Genomic DNA, 24,183 nt, shown 5'->3' on the forward strand with positions numbered 1-24,183 from the left:
TGTTGGATCATCCGTCTCACCCACTTTTCGTGATGACTCAATTATACGTCAAAAAAAGCACAGCCACTTCAATTTTCTTGAAGTGCTGTGCTTTTTTATAGGACGGACTTTTTCAGTGGCCTCCATCTGCCGCCGGGCTTTTTTGCTGTTGCTGTGACTGGGGAGGATACCTGAGGGGGCAGGTATACTTTCGTTTATACTCAACCTCTCCCGCGACAACAAGGGCCAGGGGCTGTATCATTACCTTTATCTCATACGAAAGGAGGCCGGATGCTATGATTCGAAAAAGGCAAGGATGGAACAGCCGCACTGCGGCACACAGCCCCTTCGGCCTCGGCAGGCCGAAACCGTAAGACCGGGACGGCACCGGCGGAGCCTGGGGGCATTCCCCCGCCGCCGATGCCGCAGCACCGGCACGGCACGAATGTTGGCACAAGGGACTGCGGGCCGGACGTGGGCCGCAGTCTTTATTTATTGATAAGAATTTATCTCTCGAAGAACAAGGAGGAAGTTCATCTTCTATATGATTCATGACATCAACCATTCCGGAGATCCGGAAGCTTATTACCGCAGGATGCAGCTGCCCGCTGGAGATCTGCATATCTATGCGAACCGGGAGCTGTTCGAAGCGATGGAGACCCAAGTGTTCACCATGGCGAACAATAATCTGCAAATGCCGGACCGGCACTACCTGAGCTATACGCCGGACGTCCACGTGGGCGTCGGTACCTGCATCGGTACTACGGCCGTATGGCGGGCGGACAGCGCCTATGTGTCGCCGTCGATTGTCGGCAGCGATATCGGGTGCGGCATGCGGGTGCACGTGACGAATCTGCAGCGCGAAGACCTGCAGGAAGTGAAGCTGCGGCGCAGACTCGTGCGGGCGGTGGAGAAGCTGCTGCCGTCAGACAGCCAGGCGAGGGGGCACTTCTCCGACTTCCGGCTGGAGGAAGTCGTCCGTAAGGGGCTGCACGGGCTGCCGAAGAAATATGTGCCGGATGCCTACACACCGAAGAAAGCCACCTCGCTGACGCATGTGGAGAACAGCCGGTTCCGCTTCGATGAAGCGTACCTGGACCGGATGCCGGCCGCCGCCTGGCACCGGGGCCACCGGCAGCTCGGGACGCTGGGCAGCGGGAATCACTTCGCCGAGATTCAGGCGCTGGAGATTCCGGAGGAAGGCCGGGCTGTCGCGGAGCAGTGGGGCCTGAAGGACGGCCAGATCATCGTCATGATCCACTCGGGCTCCCGCGCCTGGGGCGGGGCGGTGAGCGAGCTAGCCGGCAAGGAAGTCGCCGCATGGATGCGCCGCAGCGGGATGGGGACGGCGGATCCGAAGCTGGCCTTCGCGCCGCTCGGGAGCGCTGCCGGGCAGCTGTATCTGCATCTGATGTACTCGGCGCTGAATTACGCGGTGGCGAACCGGCACCTGATCGCTTACGCGGTGAGAGAGGCGGCGAAGGAAGTGCTCGGCTCCGGCTTCGAGATGCGGACGCTGTACGACCTCATGCATAACTATGCATGGGAGGAAGAGCACGAAGGGCAGGCGTACTTCGTGCACCGCAAAGGGGCGACGCGGGCGCTGCCCCCGGGGCATCCGGACAATCCGGAGCCTTACCGGCATACAGGTCATCCTGCGCTCATCCCGGGCTCGATGGGGACGGCCTCCTATCTGATGGCCGGACAGCCGCAGGGACGCGCCAATTACCACTCGATCTGCCACGGCGCCGGCCGCATCCGCTCCCGCAGCGCGACGAAGCGGCTGGTCGGCGTGAAGGAGTTCGAAGCATCGCTTAGGGTCGGCACCCCCGACGAAGTGGTGGTTAACCAGCGCAGCCTGGAGTCGATCGTGGACGAGTCGCCGCAGGCGTACAAGGATGTGGACGCGGTTATCGACAGCGTCGTCGGCGCCGGTCTCGCGTCGGTGGTGGCGAAGTGCCAGCCGCTGGCCGTGATCAAAGGCGTATAAGGCAACACAAGGGAGCCGGCTGCTTTTGGCTTCCGACCCATAACGGTAACAGGAAAGGATACGATAGCATTTTGTTCAGAGAGCTAACGGTTCATGGAGTAAACGAACGGATGCCCGGGCAGGAAGGGAAGCGGAGGCAGAGGGTTTCGGCGGGAGCTGGACAGATGCCGGAGCTGCTCATTCGGCAGGGGGCTGCAGACGGGATGCAGGGCAGCATGGGGGAATATCCCCAATATGCAATGGTGATGGAGAAGATTGGCGCTCTGCTCCAGGCGCGCATGGGCCATTCTTTCGAGCTGTACCTGCAGGACGACTACGGGCGAGAGGTGTGGCAGGTGCTCGAGGAGGATGTGAAGAAGGGCAGCGAAGAGGTCGAGCATCTCGCTTCGGTTTATGAAGGGATCGAGACCAAGGCGTTCGTCTACGGGGAAGAAGCCGGGGAGCGGGAGCCTGCCGTATTCCCCACGCTTCGCAACAACCTATTCCTCTATCCGGCGTACCGGGTGGCGCTTGCCAAGGTGCCGATCTTCCGCCGGCAGGGCATGGATGTGGAGGATTTCATCTGGGCCGGGGACGACGGCTGCCTGCGCAGGTTCGTGGACCATGTGCGCCGCAGGCAGAGGGAGACCGACCGCCGGCAGGTGACGGTGTTCACCGATACGCGGGACGGGCTCGACACCGAGAAGATGAGCATTACCCGCGGCGTAGGACGGGACGAGGTGGTCATGGACCCCGCGGTGAAGACAGAGATCTACCGGTCGATCGACGAATTCTTCGCCGGAGACCGGGGGTTCTTCCGGGAGTACGATATTCCGTACCGAAGGGGGCTGCTCCTCTACGGGCGTCCCGGGAACGGGAAGACGACCCTCGTGAAGTCCATCGCCGGCAGCGTGCAGGCGCCGGTGGCGTATTGGCAGATTACCGAGCATACGTCTTCCTACTCGGTACAGCAGGTCTTCTCGGCGGCAGTGAACATGTCGCCGATGGTGCTGGTCATCGAGGATATCGACTCGATGCCGGAGAACGTGCGCTCCTTCTTCCTCAATACGCTCGACGGGGCGACTTCGAAGGAAGGGGTCTTCCTCATCGGGACGACGAATTACCCGGAGCGGATCGACCCCGCTCTGATCAACCGCGCCGGCCGCTTCGACCGGGCATACGAGATCAAGCTGCCGGACGAGGCGCAGCGCCTTCATTATCTCGCCCGCAAGCGGCTCGGGGAGCTGGCCGGGGAAGAAGCGCTCGCGGCAGCGGCCCGCAGGACGGACGGCTTCTCGTTCGCGCAGCTGGGCGAGCTGTACGTCTCGGCCGCGCTGCGGATGCATTACGAGCAGCAGGTGGATATCGTGCAGCTCGTGCAGGAGATGCGCACGGAGCTCGGCAAAGGCGTAAGCCAGGTATGGCATTCCGCAGACAGCGCGCCGAAGCTGGGCTTCCGGTAGGGGAACGCGGTCTCAGGCGAGCGAAGGCTTCCGTCAAGCAGATCCGGCTGATCGGGCAAAATGCAGTAAAAAAAGGAGACAGGCCATGAGCCATGTCTCCTTTTTGATGGTTTGAGTACTGGTTTACCAAAGGTTGCTATCGGGTACGGCCGGGTTCAGCCTAAGATAATCCGTCTTCTTGCCCTCAGGATAATATTCGAGCTTGAGCTCGGAGGACTTCTTCAGGTAGCTGGTTTCGGTGTAAGCGTACATGACAGGCCCATAGGATACAATGACGAAGGCTTGGTTGACCCCGAGCACATCCCCCCAGTGCTGCTGGACAAAGTCATTAAGCAGCTCCTTCTTGGCGGAGTCTGACAGTGTCTTGAACGCTTCCAGTTCCGCTTCTCCGCCCAAACGGAGCACCATGGCGGCTTGCTGCGGGTTCAGGCCCCAATCGTTCTCCTCTATGCCATCGACTACATCATAAGCCAGGCTCTTTTCAATCAGGCGCTTCTTGTAAGCTTCGGTCTGCTCGGTGGCCGTGAGATCCGTAACATAGGTGCCGTCAAAAAAAGTACCCTCGGATACCACTTTACCGCTCGCATCGTACAAGGTGCCCTGGCCGTCCGGTTTGCCCCGGAACACTTCGCCGGTGTAATAGCTTCCGCCCTCGAAGGTAAGCCGGCCTTCGCCGCTCAACTCTCCCGTAACCTTGCCTTCGAATTGAACCTTGCCGGATGGGAAGTAGAACGTGCCGGACCCGCTCGGCTTGCCGTAAAAGAACTTTCCTTTGTAACGAAGTTTGCCCTCGCTGTACAGCTCGCCACTCCCGTAACGGTATCCGTCTTCGAAGTCCCCGCGATAGGTTACCAGGCCCTTGCTGTACTCGACGCCGGGGCCATTGCGGATGGAGCCCTTGTGCTCGCCTTCGTAGACCAGTTCGTCTTTATAATATTCTTTGACCTGCCCGAACAGCGCACCGTCACTGAAAGTCCCTACATACTTAGCGCCGTACTGGGAGTACAGTGTGCCTGCTCCGAACGGTTTATCGTTATCATAGCCGCCTTCGTACGCCAAGGTGCCGTCGGCGAAATACAGCTTGCCGGGGCCTTGGCGCTTCGCGCGGTCGAAACCACCGATGTAATAATTGCCTCCGTCGTATACCATCTTGCCCTGCCCGTGCATGAGGTTCTGCCGAAAGCCGCCTTCGTAGTAGGACTGTTCATTCTGCGGATCAATCAGCCTTCCGCTGCCTTCCATCGCGCCCTGCTCGAAAGTGCCCTCATACCAGAGCTTGCCGTTGTGGAGATACTTTCCTTTGCCGTGTGGCACTCCGTTCGAGGTCTCGCCCTCATATACAGTTTGGCTGGAGTAAAGCGTCTCATAGAGCCAGGATGCAGGGGTAGAGCGGATGAACACGGCTCTTAGATGATCCTTCCACTCGACATCCCGTCCGGTGGCTTCCCCTACGAACCTCAGCGGTACATAGGTGCTCCCGCCGAGGAGCTTGGGTGCAGTGGCGAGCTCCACCGGTTTTCCGTTAACGCTTGCCTGCGGGTTGTCGATCTGAAGCGTGAGCTTGAAGCGGTCCCGGGTACCGGTGACCGTATGTGTGGCTCCGTCCCATTCGACGGTGAGCCCCAGGGTTTCAAACAAACTGCGGAACGGTACGAGCGTACTGCCATCCAGGATGACTGAAGCCTGGTTAAAGCTCATTTCTTCGTTATCCAGATAGATCTTGATGTCGGACACGGCTGCGCCGCTTGCTGAAGCGCCCTCCGGTGCATCGGGGATGGCTTGTCTAACTGATCGCGGACTACGGCCTCCAGGTTGTCGTCTTCGATAACAGAATTCTCCGCCCATGCGGGGGGAAGGGCAGCGGTGAGCCCTACGGCCGAAGCCAGAATGAGGCTGAACAGTCGGTGTCGAAAAGCCAAAAGTGATCGCTCCTTTAAAAGCTAGGTGTGTGCCGTTTGGATCATACTGCGCCTCTTACTCTATCATAGAGTAGGTAGATAGTACTAGAGGAAAACGCTAGAATCGACCACCCAGCCCGGCAGGGCAGTCCGCTGCGGAGGGAGCGATCATGAACCGGGCCAGCGGGAGGCCGCCGTGCCCGGGGAGGAGGTGCGAGAGGGGAGGACGGCGGATAGCAATGACCGTTTGGTCCTGGACAATAGGAGGGATTCTGTGGACAACAAAGAGGGATGCCGCACATGGCGCATCCCTCTCGTTTGGTTACCTTGTCTTACTTATACCCGCCGAGCAAATAGTTATAGAACGGTTCGTCGACCCAGAACGTATACGATTCGACGGCGGCGTCCGGCTGGATCTTCTTGATCCCGGCGGCGAATGCTTCCGCCTGGTCTGCGAGCGTGAAGGTCTGGGCATAGTAGCCCGCGCCGTGAATCACATTGTTCGCGATGACCTTATACTCCGGCAGCTCGGTCAACGAGTAATAGAGCGGCTGCCACCATGAACCGGCGATGAGCCCGGGCTGGTCTTCGCTGTTCTTCTTGGCGTAGGCGGAGACGATGCCGTTGAACTTCGCTTTCTCCTCCGCGGTGTCGAACTCGAAGGAGAGATCGTACTCGCGGGCATAGGCGATGCCGTTGCCGTTCTCCAGCGGAACGACCTTGTAATCCGGCGAGGTCTCGGGCTCGCCCCATTCCTTCAGATAGAGGAAGGCCGAAGTCTTGGGCTCGAGCTGGATCTTCGCATGCAGCCCTTCGCTGCGCAGGAGGCCGATCAGCTGCACGGCATGGGCGATGTCGCTGTGGCCGTAGGTGAGGGCGCGCGCCTTGTCAAAATGCGGGGCATACCGCTCGTCCTTCAGGTTGTAGCCGGTGATGAGCCCTTCCTTGAGCGCCTGGTCGACTGCCGGCTGCAGCGCGGGGACTTCGATCAGCGCCTGGGTGCGGTAAGCCTGCAGCAGCTTCGCGTACACATCCGTATCCTCCGTGGAAGCGAGGACCTGCTTGTACTCGCCCCGGACAGAGAGGATCTGCCCGAGCAGCACGGCTGCGAAGTCACGGTCGGCGGGGGCGCCCGGGTCGAAGTCCGCGGCATAGGCGGCAGGCAGCAGTCCCGTATCGGCGGCGGCCGCAAGTTCCTGCGCGGCCTGCAGCGTCAGGCGCCCGTCGCCCGGATAGCCGAGGCCGAGCCTAGAGAGCGAGGCGTCCACCTTGGACTGCGGGTACGTGTAGGCGAGCTCCTTGAGCCCTGCGGCTTTGACCGCCAGGTAGACTGCGGTTCCCCGGGTGAGCGGGTTGGCCGCTCCCACCGTATCCGACGTCAGAATACCCTGTTCATACAGGGCAAGGGCCGGACGGTATACGGCATCATGGACGGTGGTGTCGCGGAAGGGACTAGCGATGGTTCCTTCCGGAATCCCCAGGACTCCGGCGGTCTCGGCGATGAAGTCGCCCTTGGTCAGCGTGGACGGAAGCGTCAAGCCGTACCGCTCTTGGAGGTACGCTTCGATCTCGCCGGCGGCCGGAGGGGAGGCGGGATGAGCGAGGATGTGACCGGAGGGAAGGGCCAGTCCCGAGAAAAGCAGCGAAGCGGATAAGGCCAGAATCGTACGTGTTCGGCGTGCGGAGCGGTGCAGCATGAGCAGTCCTCCAATGTAATGTAGTAATGAAAATGCAGCAATGAAATTTAGTAATTCCCATATGTATAGTTGGTTATGGAGAATCTTACTTGGCGCAACGGCACCTGTCAATAGGAAGTGGAAGCACGGGTTGACATTTCTTTTTATAATGTCATAATGATAATATAAAAATGAGATTAAGGCGGTGGGGACATATGGCTGCGGAGAACGAGAAGAACTACTCGGCGAAGAACTACCGCACACCGGACGGGGCGCCGGCCGATATCGTGATCTTCACGATCACGGCGGAGCCGCAGATGACCTCGACCAAGTCGCTGCCGAAGCGGGAGCTGAAGGTGCTGCTCATCCAGCGCAAGGTATGGCCGTACGAAGGGCACTGGGCGCTGCCGGGCGGCTTCTCGCGGGAGACCGAATCCATGTACGAGACGGCCCGGCGGGAGCTGCGCGAGGAAGCGGGCGTGGAGCATGTGCACATGGAATACCTCAACGTGTACAGCCGTCCGGGGCGGGACCCGAGGGGCTGGATTCTCTCCCACGTCTTCTGTGCGCTGGTCCGGGAAGAAGAACTGGCACAGCGGCGTGCTTCCGACGATGCGGCGGATGTGGGATTGTTCACCGTCGATGAAGCGTTGACGCGGATGGACCTGGCGTTCGACCATAGAGAGATGATCGTCGAAGCGCTGGAGCATGTCCGGGAGCGGATGCTGCTGACGCCGCTAGCCAAGGAATTCCTGCCAGAGGAGTTCACGCTCGGAGAGCTGTACCAGGTGATCCGCACGGTCGTTCCGACATTCGAGGAAGCGAATTTCATCCGCAAGATGAAGTCAACCCAGAGCCGAAGCGGCGTGCTCGAAGAAGTGCTCGACGGCAAGGGGGAGCTCAAGAAATCGAATGCTTACTCCCAGCGGGCCGCACAGCTGTACCGGTTTACGGGGAGCGTGCCGAAGCTGTCGCTGTACAGTTGAATATTTTTTTTGTTCTTCAATATAGTCATATTGATAGTATAAAAAGGAGGATATAACTATGAAGCGGAAAATAGAATGGATCCTTCTCGTCTTGGGCGCGGGCGCATTCGCCGCGCTCACCTCAACCTCCCTGCTCGAGGGAGCGGCGACCGCTACAGGGCTGATGAGCGTCTGGCTGACCGCCCGGCAGAACCTGTGGTGCTGGCCCGTGTCGCTCGTCAACGTCGTCTGCTTCTTCTTCCTCTTCCGCGACGCGAAGCTGTATGCGGATATGTCGCTGCAGCTTCTGTACTTCGTGCTCAGCATTCAAGGCTGGATCGTATGGATGACGGGCAGAGGAGAGTCAGGCGTGCGGCCGACCCGGAGACTGACCGGCAGGCAGGCGGGAGGGGTGATCCTTCTTCTTGCAGCCCTGTCGGCGGGTTGGGGTCACGTGCTCGCCCGGTATACGGATGCCTCAATCCCGTATCTCGATGCGTTCATCGCCTCGCTGAGCTTGCTCGCCCAGTTCCTGCTCTCGAGCAAGGTGCTCGAGAACTGGCTGCTCTGGATCACCGTCGACGTCCTGTCGGTAGGGATGTACGCCTATAAGGAGCTGTATGGTGTGGCTCTGCTGTATGTAGTATTCCTCGGCATTGCCGCCGGCGGCTGGGTACAGTGGAACAGAGCGTACCGTAATCAGCAGATAGGCCGGCTTGCGGTTAGCGATGCGGAGGTGAATCTATGAATGCACAGGATACCGCTGCACAAGGAACCCTCGGCCTCACGCTGGGCAAATTCGCTCCGCTGCACAAGGGGCACCAGTATATGATCGAGACGGGGCTTCGGGAGACGCACCATCTCATCGTCGTGATCTACGATTGCCCGGAGACGACAGACATTCCGCTGACGGTGCGCGCCGGCTGGATTCGCCGACTCTACCCGCAGGCCGAGGTCATTGAAGCGTGGAACGGTCCGGCGGAGACAGGGTATACGCCCCGCATCGAGAAGCTGCAGGAGGATTATATCCTTGGGCTGCTGGGCGGCCGGCGCGTGACGCACTTCTATTCGAGCGAGCCGTATGGCGGTCATATGAGCCGCAGGCTCGGGGCGGTGAACCGCCAGGTCGATCCGGACCGGGCCGCTTACCCGGTCTCGGGGACGGCTGTGAGGCAGCAGCCCTACGAGCACCGTGCTCTGGTGGACGGACTCGTCTACCGCGACCTGATCACGCGGGTCGTGCTGCTCGGGGCGCCGTCCACGGGCAAGACGACGCTGACTGCCGCCCTCGCGGCGGCCCGCGGCACGGTCTGGATGCCGGAGTATGGGCGCGAATACTGGGCGGCGCACCAGCAGGACCGGCGCCTGACGCCGGGGCAGCTCGTCGAGCTGGCTGAGGGGCACCTTGAGCGGGAAGAGAAGCTGGCGTGCGAGGCGGACGGAGTGCTTTTTACGGATACGAATGCGGTCACGACCTACCTCTTCTCCCTGGATTACCATGGCATGGCGCTGCCCCGGCTGGAAGAACTGGCCAGGAAGGCGGCATCCGCGTATGATCTCGTGTTCTTGTGCGGGGACGACATTCCGTACGATGACACGTGGGACCGTTCGGGAGAGGTGCACCGGGAGATGTTCCAGAAGCGGTTCAAGGCGCTGCTGCAGGAGTGGCGCGTACCATATATTGAAGTGAGGGGAACGCTCGAAGAACGGATGGAGACCGTATATGAGGTTCTCCGGGCGTACCGCAAATATGAGAGCCTGGGGAACCTGTGGGCGTCCGGGCTTGCGGCGGAAGCCGGTGCGTTACCCGGCGGGAAGGGGGAGTCGGATTCATGATGAACACGGTGGAAAGAATCCGCGGGGGCTTATACGGCCTGGCGGCCGGGGATGCGCTCGGCGGCACGACGGAGTTCATGACCCGGGCGGAGATCCGGAAGCAATACGGCCGGCTGACGGAGATGATCGGGGGCGGCGTATGGGACCTCGAGCCCGGGGAAGTGACGGACGACACGATGATGACCCTGTGCGTGGCCGAAGGCATCCTGGAGTGCCCGGAGGATCCGATGGGGGCGATCGGCGAGCGGTTCCTGGCCTGGTACCGATCGGACCCGAAGGACATCGGGAACATCATCCGGCGGGCCCTGCAGCGGTATGAAGGGAACTGGTTCGAAGCGGCCTTCGTCACCGACCAGGACCTCGGGGGCTTCAGTGCGGGCAACGGTTCCCTGATGCGCTGCCTGCCGGCAGCGCTGATCTATTCCGATAGGGAGCGGATGGATGCGGTCACGCGGATGCAGTCCAAGATGACGCACTGGGATGATCGGTGCAGCGAGGCGTGCGTGCTCTATAACCGGATGGCGTACCGCCTGCTGCAGGGAGAGGAACTGAGGCCCGTACTGGCCTCGGAGACGGCCGGCACGATCTATGCGCAGGCGCTGGCCGGCGAACCGGACTGCGGGCCGACGGGGTATGTGGAGGATACGTTCCGGTGGGTGCTGCACATTCTGAACACGACGGCGAACTTCGCCGAGGCGGTGCAGGAAGCGGCCAACCTAGGCGGAGATGCGGATACGATCGGAGCCATTGCCGGCGGCTTGGCCGGGGTGCACTACGGCTACAGCGGCATTCCGGCAGCTTATGCCGGAACGCTTCTGGTGAAGGAGCGGCTGGATGAACTGGCGGAGCGGATCGCGGTCATTCGAGGAGAACCTGGCGGCAGATGAAGAGAGGCAGTAGGGTTTAGTGCAATAAAGGTTAGCGCAGTCGTGCGAGAAAGGATGGGATAACCATGAATCGAACAACAAGAGCGGCGGTTGCGGCGCAGACGCTGGAGAGGCTGGAAGCGGGAGGGTACGAGAATGCCAGGGGCCAGTGGGTCGATCTGCGCGAGGCGCAGGAGGCGGCTGTGCGGGACTCGGTCCTGTACCGTCCCGGCACAGATGAGGAACTCCAAGAGAGGGCGGCAGCGCGTCTGCAGGAGAGGGAATGCAGCGGCTTCCACACCCCTGCACGCATCGAGCTGACGCCCGAGACGACGCTGGCCGCGGCTTACCGCTGCTGCCGGGAGGACGGCGAGCCTGCAGCCTGCCTGAACTTCGCCTCCGCGAAGAATCCGGGCGGCGGCTTCCTCGGCGGCAGCCAGGCGCAGGAAGAGAGCCTGGCCCGCGCGAGCGGCCTGTATCCCTGCATCGTGCAGATGGGGGAGATGTATGAATATAACCGGGGGCGGCGGACGGCGCTGTACTCGGATTATATGATCTATTCGCCGGGCGTGCCGGTCTTCCGGGACGATGAGGACCGCCTGCTGCCCGAATGGTACCTGGCGGCTTTCATCACGGCGCCGGCCGTCAACGCGGGCGTGGTCCGGGAGCGTGAGCCCGAAGCCGAGGCGCAGATCGGCCCCGTCATGCGCAGCCGCATCCGGCGGATCCTGTATGCAGCCCTTCTTCACGGGCACCGTACGGTGGTGCTCGGCGCTTATGGCTGCGGGGTGTTCCGCAACCGGCCTGACGAGGTGGCGGTCTGGTTCCGGCAGGTGCTCGAAGAAGAAGCATTTGCCGATGCATTCTCCCGCATCGTCTTTGCTGTCTACGACCGCTCTGCAGGACAGGCGACGTGGAAGGCCTTCGAGAGGGAGTTTGGCGGCATGGTTTCTCCGCTGGACTAACGTCACCTTCCCTAGTGAGAACGTCGCCTTCCCTAATGAGCAAGCGGGAAGGATCGCCACGGCCATAACCCACAAGACGCCATGCGCTTTCCCGGTAGCGGCGTCTTTTTCATTCTGCGGGCCGGCCTGCCCGGTCTTCCTCCATGGGATCCGGCACCCCGTTGCGTTACGGGGGAGTGCATCAATGAGGGGTTCTGCATCGGTCGGTTCCTAGGAGGAGGCTCGCAGGTTCCGGCGCTGCGGTGTGGCGGGATTCCCCTCCCACGAACTCCCCACTTTCCATCCCCCTCCGATTCTGGTACAGTGATTACACTATAGGGATGTGGCGGCAGGACCGGACGGGGTCCCGGCGCCTCCAGTGACTTAAGATACCGGCCTGGCCTTGGTTTGCCGGGCTATTTGGTATTGGTGCTGATAGAAGGGACGAGCTATGTACAAATTACTGCTGGTGGAAGACGAGGCGGATGTAAGGGAAGGCATTCTCACGGAGATCGATTGGCCGGGCTGCGGGTTCGAGGTGGTGGATACGGCGGAGAACGGCCAGGAGGCGGTGGAGCTCATGGACCGCTTCGTGCCCGATGTCGTCGTGACGGATATCCAGATGCCGTTCATGGACGGGCTGCAGCTCTCCGAATGGATCCGCGAACGCTATCCGACGACGAAGATCATCATCCTGACGGGCTTCGACGAGTTCGAATATGCCCAGAAGGCCGTGAAGCTGCATATTGATGAATATTTATTGAAACCGTATTCGGCGGAGGACCTGGTGGCGATGCTGGCCAAAATCCGGGGGCAGATCGACGAGGAGATTGCGCGGAAGGAGAACGTGCAGACGCTGCAGGAGCATTACCGCAAGAGCCTGCCGGTGCTCCGTGAGGTATTCCTGGCGTCTCTGGTAACCCGCCGTCTGCCGCTGCGGGAGATCCAGGAGAAGTGTGAGAATTACAACCTGGAGCTGCAGGACTGCGGGTTCGCCGTCTCGCTGCTGTCGCTGGACAACCTGGGCGCGGACGAGGATCCTGTGGGCGAGTCCGATTCGGGCTCGCTCCGCCGCTCCAAGGATACCGAGCTGAAGCTCTTCGCGGTGCTGAACATTGCGGAAGAGATCGTGGAGAGGCACGGTCTCGGACTCGTCTTCGTCCACAACCGCCATGTCGTGCTGCTCAGTGCGGTGAAGGGAGCAGACCGGGAGCCGCTCATGGAGAAGACGCTGGCTGTGCTGGAAGAGATCCGGCAGAGCATCGAGAAGTACTTGAAGTTCACGGTGACGACCGGCGTCGGCACGTTCTGTCCGCAGCTTCAGGAGATCTCCTATTCGTATCAGGATGCGGTGCTCGCGCTCGATTACCGGCCGATCCTGGGGGACAACCGCATCATCTGCATCAGCGACGTCGAGACGCGGTTCGTCGAGAAGCTGCGCTTCGACGAGCTGAAGGAGCACGCGCTGATCCGAGGCCTCAAGGTCGGCACGCTTCAGGAGATCGGCGAGATCGTCGAGAACCTGTTCGAGGGCATTGCGGAGATGGGCGTCTCCTCCAAGGACTACCAGATTTACCTCATTGAGATCCTGACCGCCATACTCAAGGCGGCCAAGGATTCGAACGCCGACCTGGACGCGATCTTCGGTCCGGATTTCGTGCCGCTGGCCGAGCTGCACAAGTTCACGAATCCGCAGGAGGCGAAGAACTGGGTGCTCGGGATCTGCACGAATATCATGAGCCGCATCGCCAGCGAGCGGCAGTACGCCTACAAGTCGCTAGTCGACCAGGCGAAGGAGTACGTTCAGGCGCATTACCATGAGACCGATATTTCGATCAACAAGGTATGCGGGATGCTGCATATTTCGGCGGGATACTTTTCTTCCATCTTCAAGAAAGAAGCCAAAACGACCTTCGGCAGCTACCTCAGCCAGATCCGCATGGAAGCCGCCAAGGAGCTGCTGCGGACAACCGACCTGAAGGCTTTTGAGATTGCGGAGAAAGTTGGCTTCGCGGAGCCGAACTACTTCAGCTTCTCGTTCCGCAAGTATGCCGGAGTCTCGCCGAAGGAGTACCGCAGCGCCGCTTCCGAGGGAGAGCGATGATCCGCCGGGTGCCGCAGCCGCCGGGCCGGGGCCCCTTGGCCTCTCTGATCGAGATCTGGAAGGTGAAGAGCATCCAGTTTATCATTACGGTGTATTTCATGGTGATGATGCTCCTTGTGATGGTGATCGTCTCCGTCCTGCTCTACAACAAATTCGCGCGGACCGCGGAGCAGAATGCGTTCCGGAGCAACGAGCAGATCGTGGAGCAGGTGAAGTTCAACGTCGAGCGGTACGTGGCGGGGATGGATCAGGCGTTCAAGACGGTGGACGAGCGGATCCGCGCCTCGAAGACGCTGCCGGACGAGAAGCTCGAGGAGCAGCTGGGCACGATTATCGCGACCCGCAGCGATGTCGTCTCGATGGCCTTGTTCACGGCGCAGGGAACGCCGGTGGCGCACCTGCCCGAACTGGGGATGCGGCGCAATACGCGTATCGCCGACCAAGGCTGGTTCCGCTCCGCTCTCGAGAATCCGGGCCATGCGACCGTCTCGCTGCCGCATGTGCAGAACCTCTACCAAGGCAAGTACCCTTGGGTCGTGTCGATGAGCAAAAGCATCATGGTGGAACGGGACGGCGTGCGGGAGCAGGCGGTGCTGCTCGTGGACTTCAACTTCAAGACGATCGACGACCTGCTCTCGCGGGTGAGCCTCGGCCAGCGCGGGTACGTCTACATCATCGACGAGTCGGCCGGCAACATGGTGTACCATCCCCAGCAGCAGCTGATCTATGCCGGACTCAAGTACGAGAATGTAGAGCAGGCGCTGAAATATACGTACGGCAATTATGTGGATGACACCAGCGGCGAGACCCGGCTGATCACGATCCAGACGGTGAACAACATCGGGTGGAAGCTGATCGGCGTTTCCTACATGAACGAGATCGTGACGGGGAAGCGGGATATCGGCTGGTTCCTCGCCTGGCTGATGCTCGGCGTGCTGGTATTCGTGCTGCTCTTGTCGGCGTTCATGTCCGCGAAGATCTCGCAGCCGATCCGCCGGCTGGAGCGGTCGATGAGCAAAGTGGAGCAGGGCGTCTTCGACATTCATATCCAGGAGGGCGGAGAGGACGAGGTCGGCCGGCTCTCCCGGCGCTTCAACTTCATGGTCGCCCGCATCCGCGAGCTTATGGAGATCAGCATCCGGGAGCAGGAGGCTAAGCGCAAGAGCGAGCTGGAGGTGCTGCAGTCCCAGATCAACCCGCACTTCCTCTACAACACGCTGAACTCGGTTGTGCGTCTGGCCGGCAGCGGGAAGAGCGAGGAGGTTATCCGGATGATTACGGCCCTATCCAAATTTTTCCGAATCTCGCTCAGCAAGGGCAAGTCGGTCATTACGGTCGCGGAGGAGCTGGAGCATGTACGGAATTACCTCATTATCCAGACGATGAGATACAAGAATAAATTCCGCTTCGAGATTCAGTGCGAGGAGGAAGTGAAGGAGAGCCGCACGCTGAAGCTGATCCTGCAGCCGATCGTGGAGAATGCGATCTATCACGGCATCGAGATGATGGTCGACGAAGGTTTCATCCTTATCCGTGCGGAGCGGGATGGGGGCCGCGTCCGTCTCACCGTCCAGGACGACGGCCTCGGCATGCCGCCGGAGAAGCTTCAAGGCCTCCTGGCCGGCAAGCCTGAGGGCGATGAAGAAACCGGCAGCGGCTCCGGCGTGGGGACCCGCAATGTGCATGAGCGCATCCGGCTGATGTACGGGGAAGGCTATGGGCTCGAGATCGAGAGCCAGCTGGAGATGGGGACGACCGTGACGCTCTGGATCCCCTTCCTCCCGCCGGGCACAAGAGAGGAGACGCCATCATCGTGAGGAGGCAAGAGAGAGGAGAGCAGATTCCGGCCGTCCGGCGCTCCGGCGGCTGGAGACGGGCCGCCGTGTTGTTGACTCTGCTGCTGGCAGCGGGGAGCCTTGCATCGTGCGGCCGTCTTCCGGATACGGCTGCGGCAGACGCCAAGTCGAAGAAGGTCATCGCCCTCGTGGTGAAGTCCAAGAACAGCGACTATTGGAAGACGGTGATCAGCGGCGCGGAGGCCGCGAGGAAGGAATACAACGTGGAGCTCAAAGTGGAGGAGCCGGAGTCGGAGCAGGATGTGAAGGGGCAGATCGCCTTGGTCTCAGAGGTGATCAACTACAAGCGTGACGCTCTCGTCCTCGCCCCGAGCGACGATGAGGCCTTGGCGGAGATCGCGGCAAGATCCGCGGCGAACAATATCCCCGTGATTACGATCGATTCCCGCCTGAATTCACCGAAGCCGCTCAGCTACATCGGCATCAACCATTATGAAGCGGGCGAGAAGGCCGGCCGGAAGCTGGCCGAGCTGCTCGGCGACCAGGGCCGGGCGGCCGTGGTAGGCTTCAAGCCGGGCGGCTGGGCGGCTGCCGAGCGGGAACAGGGCTTCCTCGACGAGATGGCCCGGCATCCGAAGATCCAGGTTATAGAGAAGACCTACTGTTACGCCGATCCCGGACAGTGCGGGGAGCAGGTACGCAAGTTAGCCCGCACGCTGGACGTATCGACCGGGATCGCGGTGCTGCAGGGGGCCTCCACGCGCAGCGTGGTGGCAGAGGTAATGAAGGAAGGGCTCGAAGGACGGGTGAAGATCGTTACGATCGACAGTACGCCCGAGGATATCGAGCATCTGCAGGAAGGCGTGATCCAGGCCGTGATCATCCAGAATCCCTTCAGCATGGGCTACCTTGGCGTCGAGTATGCGGTGAAGGCCCTTGCCGGCGAACGGCTCGAAGAGACCTTCTATACGGGCACCACGGTCATTGACCAGAACAACATGTTCTGGTCGGACAACCAGAAGCTCTTGTTTCCCTTCGTGAAATAAGCGCGGCCTGGGCAAGCTTGAACAAGGCGAAGCAGTCTAGAACGAAAGACCCCGCAGCGAATGCTGCGGGGTCTTTGCGTCAGGAGATTCGCGCGGATATACCGGTATTATAGGGACAAAAGTCGGAGAACTTCGACATATTATGAGGTTTTTTTAGAACACATGAGAATTTTGATAGAACACATGAGGATATTGCATGGGATTTTTGCACAAAATTAACGATAATGAAAGAGTAAAGCAATGTCCTATACAAAAAAAGAAATAAACGGAGGTCTTTTACGGATGAACAAAAAAGTGGTTTCCATGATGCTTGCTGCTGCTCTGGCAACAACGGTCGTTGGTTGCGGTAATAAAACGGATACGAATGCCGGCGGGACGAATAACAACGCGGGCGGTACGAAGACCGAAACCGGTACGACGGCAGGCAAGCAGCCGACCATCGGCGTAGCCATCTACAAGTTCGACGATACGTTCATGACGGGTGTTCGTAACGCAATCAGCGCTGCTGCGGAAGGCAAAGCCAAAGTCGATATCGTCGACAGCCAGAACTCCCAGCCGACGCAGAACGATAAAGTCGACCTGTTCATCACGAAAAAAGTGAACGGCCTTCTCGTGAACCCGGTTGACCGTACAGCCGCAGGCGTTATCATTGACAAAGCCAAAACGGCTAACGTTCCAGTCGTGTTCCTGAACCGCGAACCGCTGGCTGACGATATGAAAAAATGGGATAAAGTATACTATGTAGGCGCGAAAGCCGAGCAGTCCGGTACGATGGCGGGCCAGCTGGTAGCCGACTACTTCAAGGCACATCCGGAAGCAGACAAGAACAAGGACGGCAAGCTTCAGTACGCCATGCTGAAGGGCGAGCCTGGACACCAAGATGCCGAGCTCCGCACGAAGTTCGCAGTCAAAGCGGTTGAAGACGCAGGGATCGGCGTAGAGAAGCTCGCAGAAGATACAGCGATGTGGGACCGCGTTAAGGGCCAAGAGAAAATGGCAGCATTCCTGGCTTCCCAAGGCGACAAAATCGAAGCCGTATTCGCGAACAACGATGACATGGCTCTCGGCGCAATCGAAGCACTCAAAGCCAAAGGCTACTTCCAAGGCGGCAAGTACATGCCGGTTGTCGGCGTAGATGCTACGGCTCCTGCTGTGAAAGCTCTGGAAGAAGGCACGATGCTCGGAACGGTACTGAACGATGCGAAGAACCAGGGCGCAGCTTCCTTCGCACTGGCGAACGTCCTCGCTTCCGGCCAGACGCCTAGCAAAGAAAACACGGGCTTTGAAATCACCGACGGTAAATACATCTGGGTTCCTTACAAAAAGATCACGAAAGAAAACATGAACGACGCGAAGTAATTCACCCTAGCATGACGGCAAGGGGGCCAGGCTCGCAGGAGCTTGCGCCCTTGTCTTTTCTAATGCTCTCGCAATCTTAACCTTACACATACAAACATATACAACAGAATTCGGGTGCCTCTGATAGGAGATTCCAGTCCCCTGACGGAACTGGGAAGAGGCGTATCCATTACGCAGGGGGGCGTTACCATGGCTGACACACAATACTTGCTTGAAATGAAGGGCATCGTCAAAGAGTTTCCCGGCGTGAAAGCGCTGGATGGAGTAACCCTCAAAGTGCGTCCCGGTACGGTGCACGCGCTCATGGGAGAGAACGGCGCCGGCAAATCGACGCTGATGAAATCGCTATTCGGCATCTACAAGCCTGACGCGGGCGAGATTATTCTCGAAGGACAGAAAGTCGAGATCAACAGCTCGAAGGATGCGCTGAACTACGGCGTATCGATGATCCACCAAGAGCTGCATCCGGTACCGCACCGGAATGTCATGGAAAATATCTGGCTCGGGCGTTTCCCGCTGAAGGGATTCGGGCCGTTCAAAATAGTGGACCACAAAACGATGCTTCAGGATACGAAGCGGCTGTTCGCTGACCTAGAAATGGATATTGATCCCAGAACGCTCGTAGGTACGCTGTCCGTATCGAAGATCCAATCCCTGGAGATCGCGAAGGCGGTTTCCTTCAACTCCAAGATTATCGTGATGGACGAACCGACCTCCTCGCTCACGGGCAACGAAGTCGAAGCCTTGTTCAAGATTATCAACGAGCTCCGCTCGCGGGGCGTCAGCATGATCTATATCTCGCATAAAATGGAGGAAATCCTCCGGATCTCCGACGATGTGACGATCATGCGGGACGGCAAGCTGATCGGCACTTGGGCAGCATCCGAGCTGACAACGGACCTGATCATCCAGCGGATGGTCGGCCGGGACCTCAGCCAGCGCTTCCCTGACCGTACGAACGTACCGGGCGATGTGCTGATGAAGGTCGAAGGACTGACCTCCCCGCTGCCGAAGTCGTTCAAGGATGTGAGCTTCGAGCTGCGCAAGGGCGAAGTGCTCGGCCTGGGCGGTCTCGTCGGCGCCCAGCGGACGGAGCTCATCGAAGCGCTGTTCGGTCTGCGGGCGGTGGAATCGGGCGAAATCTCGATCCACGGTAAGAAGGTCAAGATCAAGTCGCCGATCGATGCCAAGAAGCACAAGATGGCGCTGCTGACCGAAGAACGCCGGGTAACGGGGATCTTCCCGGTCCTCTCGATCCACGAGAATGCGATGATCGCGAACATCGACCGGTACGAGACGCCGTTCAAGCTGCTCAACGAGCGGAAGGCCAAAGTGGAAGTGGCACGAAGCGTAGAGAAGCTGAGGGTGAAGACGCCGTCGGTCAAGGAGAAGATCAAGAACTTGTCGGGGGGCAACCAGCAGAAGGTGCTTCTGGCCCGGTGGCTGCTCACCGAACCGGATATTCTGCTGCTTGATGAACCGACAAGGGGGATCGACGTCGGGGCGAAGTTCGAGATTTATTCCATCATCAACGACTTGGCGAGCCAAGGCAAAAGCATCATCATGATTTCCTCCGAAATGCCGGAGCTGCTCGGGATGTCCGACCGGATTATGGTCATGTCGGAAGGCCGGATGACAGGCATTGTCGAGGGTCAAGGTGCTACGGAAGAAGATATCATGCGGCTGGCCGCCAATCACTGAGAGGTTCACCGGAGGAGGAGCTACTACTATGAATACCAAAAAACTCGGCGGGTTTCTGACGCAAAACGCCATCTATATCGTGCTGATTCTGCTTGTTATCGGGATCGCCATCAAAGATCCGACCTTCTTGTCGGTTAACATCCTGCGGGATATTCTGCTGCAGAACTCGACCCGGGCTATTATCGCCCTCGGAGCCGCCTTCATTCTGATTACAGGCGGTACGGACTTGTCATCCGGACGGATCGTCGGCTTAAGCGCCGTGTTGTCCGCTTCGATGCTGCAGGTCAGCGACTACCCGCGCCTGTTCTATCCGGAGCTTGGCGAGATTGCGCTGATCATTCCGATCCTGATCGGGATTCTGGCGGGTCTTGTGGTCGGTCTCATCAACGGCTGGGTCGTCGCCAAGCTGAGCGTGCCGCCGTTCATCGCTACGCTCGGCACGATGGTTATCGTGTACGGGGTGAACTCGCTCTACTTCGACATGAAGCCGAACGAGTCGCAGCCGATCGCCGGACTCCGTAAGGACTTCACGAACATCGGCACAGGCTTCGTCGGTCCGAACGGTCCTTACTCCATTCCTTACATCGTTATCATTGCTATTGTCATCGCCCTGATCGTCTGGGTTGTCTTTAACAAAACCCGCCTCGGAAAGAACATGTACGCCATCGGCGGCAACATCCAGGCAGCCACGGTATCGGGAATCAACGTAGCCCGCAACCTCATCTACATCTATGGTGCGGCAGGAGCCCTGTACGGTCTGGGCGGCGTGCTCGAATCGGCAAGAACGGGCGGAGCGACGAACAACTACGGGAACATGTACGAGCTTGATGCCATCGCGGCGTGCGTGGTCGGCGGCGTGTCGACGGCCGGCGGGATCGGTACCGTGCCGGGCGTTCTGGCCGGCGTACTGATCTTCGGTGTCATCAACTACGGCCTGACGTTCATCGGGATCAGCCCTTACTGGCAGCTGATCATCAAGGGTCTGATCATCGTCGCTGCGGTAGCATTTGACATCCGCAAGTACTTGGCGAAGAAGTAAGAAGTATTATATAATAATGTCGAAAGCTGTCGGGCTCTCCGGCAGCTTTCTCTAATACAGCGAATGTAGGCGTTTTCATAAATGTGGAGGAGAGGGTCCCTCTTGAAGATTAGTTTGAGACGGAAGATTGTAGGGTCATTCGTTGCCGTAGCGCTGTTGACGGGCGTAGCGAGCGGAATATCATATTCGTTCCTGAATAAGATCGACAATTCTTATTCATCCCTGCTCGATGATAATTCGGCCATGCTGGAGAAGGTCGGGCACGTGCTCGCGCTTACCCACCAGCAGAACAGCATCCTGTTCGGGTATCTGGTCGAACCCGCTCCAGAGAAGGTGACATCGCTCAAGTCGCTTAACGAGCAGCTGGCCGGCGAGATTAAGGGTTTGGAAGGACAGGTATCCACCGAGGAAGCGCTCAGTGAACTGCAGAAGATGGGGGAATCGAACCAGACGTTCGCGCGATTGACCCAGAAGGTGACGGAGTATGCGGACCGCGGCGAGCTTGGACTGGCCAAGAGCGAAGCCCTGATGTGGGCGGTGCCGACGACACAGACGCTCGAGCAGGCAGCCGGCCGCATTCAGGCACAGCAGCAGGAGATGATGGCCCAGCGCAAAGCGGATAACTCGGCCGTCGTCGCAGCTACCGAAACCTCGCTGCTGATCGTCAGTTTGTTCGTCCTGTTGTTCGCTATAACGATCGGCATGCTCCTCTCCCGGAGCATCGTTCGTCCCATGCGGCAGATGGTACAGGCTGCCGGCCGGATCGCCGACTGCGATCTGACCGAAGGCGATCTGCGGATCGCGAGCCGGGACGAGATTGGCGAGCTCGCCGGGGCGTTCAACCGGATGAAGGGATCCCTGCACGAGATGGTCTCCCGTGTCGGTCAGTCCGCACAGGAGGTGGCCGCAGCGGCCGAAGAGCTCAACGGGAGCTCCGGCCAGGTAGGCGAGGCGCTGCAGCAGATCACCGAGATTGTCCAAGACATCTCGGCCGGCGCCCAGCAGCAGGTCGGCAGCGTACAAGCCGGCGTGGGCATCATCGAGGGCGTCTCCCAGCAGCTTGGCGGCATCGCGGGGATCACGGAGGCGGCGGATGCGACTTCCTCTGAAGCCCGTCAGACCGCCGCAGCCGGTGACCATGCGATCCGTTCGGCCATGGGCCAGATGCAGTCCATTCTTTCTAAGATGCAGGAGCTGACGACAGCGGTGGAGCGGCTTGGAGGCCGGTCCTCGCAGATTATGGCGGCGAACGATCTTATTGCCGGTATCGCTCAGCAGACGAACATGCTGGCGCTCAATGCCTCCATCGAGGCGGCGCGCGCTGGGGCGGCCGGCCGCGGCTTCGCCGTGGTGGCCGACGAGGTGCGCAAGCTCTCCATGCAGACAACGGAAGCGGCGGGGGAGATTGCGCAGCTGATCGAGGGCATCCGCTCCGAAACGGCCGCCGTCGTCGAAGGAGCGGATGCCGGGACGCAGGAAGTGTCCCGCGGCATCCGTGTCGTCGAAGAAGCGGGTACGGCCTTCCGCCGGATTCACGAGGCTGTAGACGATATGGCCCGCCAGATGCTGCGGGTGTCCGATGAGACGAAGGCGATCGCGGCGGAATCCCGCAGTGCGGTCACAACGATCCATACGGTACAGGAAGTGGCGGCAGCGGCAGCCGAGAGCACCCATTCCGTATCCAGTCACGTGGAAGGGCAGTTCGCTTCCATGGAGGAGATCGTATCCTCCTCGACGATGCTCAGCCGGATGGCGGAGGATCTCTCCGACCTCATCCGCAAATTCCGCGTGTAGCGGTATAAGCATAGGTACAAGCTGCTCTACCAGGCAAGGATATCTCCTGAAGACAGACGCCTCCCCTCTTGGCCTCCGGCCGGGAAGAGGCGTCTTTTGAACTATAAGAATTTATATCTCACCAGGGCTCGATCCTGTCATCTTATCGTTTTTATAAACGCGCATCGTCCTTAAAGGACGATGCGCGTTTATCTGATGTTCCCTTCGCGGCGGCGCCTCTAGTGTCCCGGGTGCGCACGAAGAGGCGTCACGGGTACGGCACGCTCCCTCACATCCCAGGGTCCGGAGGTCCTATGCGGGCCTGTCAGCGGCGCGAATGGCTGTTCCGTATCCCCAGCATCATGACGTTCGCACGTTGTTCGTGTACAATGGAAATATAAACCACCGGCAGCGGCTCTGTCCGTTCCTATTCCTACCCGCACCCGAGAACTCCGCCGGTACAATTCAAAGGGGAACCGAATGTTGATCAGGACATTGCTAATAGCGCACGGGCAGCCATTCTTTCGTACGTGGCTGCGAACATTGGTCGAGAGCAGTGGAACAGGCTGGAAGGTTGCAGCAGAGGCGGGGGACGGTGCAGAGGCTTGGGAACAGATTAGGATTACGCGCCCCCACTTGATCTTGTCGGATCTTAGCACACCGGGACTCGAAGGGGCCGACCTGGCCCGGCGGCTGCAAGAACTGCAGCCCTCCCCGCTGTTGATCATCTTGGCGGAGGAGGGGGACCTGGCCCAGGCGGAGAGCGCCTGGGCGCATGGTCTCTATGACATGATTGTGAAGCCCTGCAGCCAGGAGCGGCTCTCCAGCCTCCTCCGCAGGGCCTACGTCCATAGTCTGATCAGAGAGCGGAGGCTGGCTGTGCAAGACTCCACCGAACCCGAAGGCGCAGATCCGTCGGGGCTGTCCGAACGCAAGACGCGGTGGAAGGAGTATCTGCAGAGCGGCAAGTTCGGCTTATGGAAGCGGGAGACGCTTCTGTTGTCCGAACAACTCGCCTTCCTGCTTCCGGCTGAGGCCAAGCTGGAGGCCCTCCGGCTGGTTGGAGCGGCCCATGCGGCGCTGCGTCGACAGCTCGGGCACGGCGGCGCGCCGGAGTTCGATTACGAAGCGGGGCTCGAGCAGCTGATGGCGCTTGGCACCTCGCAGGAGGCGGCGGCCTGGGCCGGGTCCGCCTTGGCCCGGTTAGCGAAGGGACTCGGCACCCGGCCCTCCCACGCGGACCGGGGCATTATCCGGCAGTCGCTGTCTTATCTGCAGGAGCATTACATGGAGCCGTGCAGCGCAAGCTTTATGGCGGAGCGGTTTCACATGAGCCAAGCCTACTTCAGCAAGCTGTTCAAACGGGAGACCGGGGAGACGTTCTCCGGTTGTCTGACCCGCCTTCGCATGGAGCAGGCGGAACGCCTGCTGACCGGGACCGATCTGCTCATCGCGGAAGTGGCGGCGGGCGTAGGGTATGACGATCCGAATTATTTTGCAAGCGTCTTCCGCGACAGGCACGGCGTGCCGCCCAGCGAATTCCGCAAGAACCACAGAGGAGCGCTTCCGGAAGGCAGCACCTCTCCGAAGGAGTATCACCCCATCCCCTAGCCGAATGGCAGGGGATTTTTACCGTGCCGTTTCGAGCGAGGCCGACATATAATTCCTGATATTCGACAAAAAAATCAAGGTCGGATGTCCTAAACAAATGTAAAATTAATTTTAGGATTGGAGAATTCCCCATAAAAATAGAGAAAAAACCCAAAAAC

The 24,183-nt window shown here is 59.8% G+C and carries 17 protein-coding genes; 15 read left to right on the top strand and 2 right to left on the bottom strand.

What is annotated here, in order from left to right; translation table 11 throughout:
- The first annotated feature begins 523 nt into the window (after positions 1-523).
- Together O9H32_RS27260 and O9H32_RS27265 are read left to right on the top strand one after the other, a co-directional pair.
- Positions 524-1,969, top strand: a complete 1,446-nt coding sequence (locus tag O9H32_RS27260; RefSeq protein WP_269869270.1) for an RtcB family protein — start codon at positions 524-526, stop codon at positions 1,967-1,969.
- 164 nt (positions 1,970-2,133) lie between these two features.
- On the top strand, positions 2,134-3,411 hold the full coding sequence (locus O9H32_RS27265) for an AAA family ATPase (RefSeq protein ID WP_269869271.1): 1,278 nt from the start codon (positions 2,134-2,136) through the stop codon (positions 3,409-3,411).
- A 123-nt stretch (positions 3,412-3,534) separates the two neighbouring features.
- On the opposite strand, the gene O9H32_RS27270 is transcribed toward O9H32_RS27265, so the two are convergent.
- Together O9H32_RS27270 and O9H32_RS27275 are read right to left on the bottom strand one after the other, a co-directional pair.
- The gene (locus O9H32_RS27270; protein WP_269869272.1) at positions 3,535-5,145 is read right to left on the bottom strand and encodes a stalk domain-containing protein; all 1,611 of its coding nucleotides are present in this window, start codon (positions 5,143-5,145) and stop codon (positions 3,535-3,537) included.
- Between the two features lie 496 nt (positions 5,146-5,641).
- Positions 5,642-7,006, bottom strand: coding sequence for a hypothetical protein (locus O9H32_RS27275; RefSeq protein WP_269869273.1), 1,365 nt, complete (start codon positions 7,004-7,006; stop codon positions 5,642-5,644).
- Between the two features lie 194 nt (positions 7,007-7,200).
- Between O9H32_RS27275 and O9H32_RS27280 the strand changes: the two genes are divergently transcribed.
- The 13 genes from O9H32_RS27280 (at position 7,201) to O9H32_RS27340 (ending at position 24,025) form a co-directional block, all read left to right on the top strand.
- Positions 7,201-7,971, top strand: coding sequence for an NUDIX domain-containing protein (locus tag O9H32_RS27280; protein ID WP_269869274.1), 771 nt, complete (start codon positions 7,201-7,203; stop codon positions 7,969-7,971).
- A 58-nt stretch (positions 7,972-8,029) separates the two neighbouring features.
- Positions 8,030-8,698 carry a nicotinamide riboside transporter PnuC gene (gene pnuC / locus O9H32_RS27285; protein ID WP_269869275.1) on the top strand — a complete coding sequence of 223 codons (669 nt, stop codon included), beginning with the start codon at positions 8,030-8,032 and terminating at the stop codon, positions 8,696-8,698.
- Positions 8,695-9,786, top strand: a complete 1,092-nt coding sequence (locus O9H32_RS27290; RefSeq protein ID WP_269869276.1) for an AAA family ATPase — start codon at positions 8,695-8,697, stop codon at positions 9,784-9,786. Before pnuC ends, O9H32_RS27290 begins: the two co-directional genes overlap by 4 nt.
- Positions 9,786-10,673 carry an ADP-ribosylglycohydrolase family protein gene (locus O9H32_RS27295; RefSeq protein WP_269869344.1) on the top strand — a complete coding sequence of 296 codons (888 nt, stop codon included), beginning with the start codon at positions 9,786-9,788 and terminating at the stop codon, positions 10,671-10,673. Before O9H32_RS27290 ends, O9H32_RS27295 begins: the two co-directional genes overlap by 1 nt.
- A gap of 65 nt (positions 10,674-10,738) precedes the next feature.
- Positions 10,739-11,617 carry a TIGR02452 family protein gene (locus O9H32_RS27300; RefSeq protein ID WP_269869277.1) on the top strand — a complete coding sequence of 293 codons (879 nt, stop codon included), beginning with the start codon at positions 10,739-10,741 and terminating at the stop codon, positions 11,615-11,617.
- 430 nt (positions 11,618-12,047) lie between these two features.
- Complete coding sequence (locus O9H32_RS27305) at positions 12,048-13,700, top strand: response regulator (RefSeq protein WP_269869278.1); 1,653 nt, start codon at positions 12,048-12,050, stop codon at positions 13,698-13,700.
- Positions 13,697-15,517 carry a cache domain-containing sensor histidine kinase gene (locus O9H32_RS27310; protein ID WP_269869279.1) on the top strand — a complete coding sequence of 607 codons (1,821 nt, stop codon included), beginning with the start codon at positions 13,697-13,699 and terminating at the stop codon, positions 15,515-15,517. Before O9H32_RS27305 ends, O9H32_RS27310 begins: the two co-directional genes overlap by 4 nt.
- A complete protein-coding gene (locus tag O9H32_RS27315) occupies positions 15,514-16,542 on the top strand; it encodes a substrate-binding domain-containing protein (protein WP_269869280.1) in 1,029 nt (342 codons plus the stop codon). Before O9H32_RS27310 ends, O9H32_RS27315 begins: the two co-directional genes overlap by 4 nt.
- A 282-nt stretch (positions 16,543-16,824) precedes the next feature.
- Positions 16,825-17,901, top strand: coding sequence for a galactose ABC transporter substrate-binding protein (locus tag O9H32_RS27320; protein WP_269869281.1), 1,077 nt, complete (start codon positions 16,825-16,827; stop codon positions 17,899-17,901).
- Positions 17,902-18,090: 189 nt separating this feature from the next.
- The gene (locus O9H32_RS27325; RefSeq protein WP_269869282.1) at positions 18,091-19,602 is read left to right on the top strand and encodes a sugar ABC transporter ATP-binding protein; all 1,512 of its coding nucleotides are present in this window, start codon (positions 18,091-18,093) and stop codon (positions 19,600-19,602) included.
- A 28-nt stretch (positions 19,603-19,630) separates the two neighbouring features.
- Entirely contained in the window at positions 19,631-20,641 is a 1,011-nt protein-coding gene (gene mglC / locus O9H32_RS27330) for a galactose/methyl galactoside ABC transporter permease MglC (protein ID WP_269869283.1), read from the top strand.
- Between the two features lie 102 nt (positions 20,642-20,743).
- Positions 20,744-22,435 (top strand): methyl-accepting chemotaxis protein, encoded by a 1,692-nt coding sequence (locus tag O9H32_RS27335; RefSeq protein WP_269869284.1) that lies wholly within the window; start codon positions 20,744-20,746, stop codon positions 22,433-22,435.
- Between the two features lie 459 nt (positions 22,436-22,894).
- Positions 22,895-24,025 carry a helix-turn-helix domain-containing protein gene (locus O9H32_RS27340; RefSeq protein WP_269869285.1) on the top strand — a complete coding sequence of 377 codons (1,131 nt, stop codon included), beginning with the start codon at positions 22,895-22,897 and terminating at the stop codon, positions 24,023-24,025.
- The last annotated feature ends 158 nt before the right edge of the window (positions 24,026-24,183 follow it).

Source organism: Paenibacillus caseinilyticus (genome assembly GCF_027533645.1).
Lineage (GTDB): Bacteria > Bacillota > Bacilli > Paenibacillales > NBRC-103111 > Paenibacillus_G > Paenibacillus_G caseinilyticus.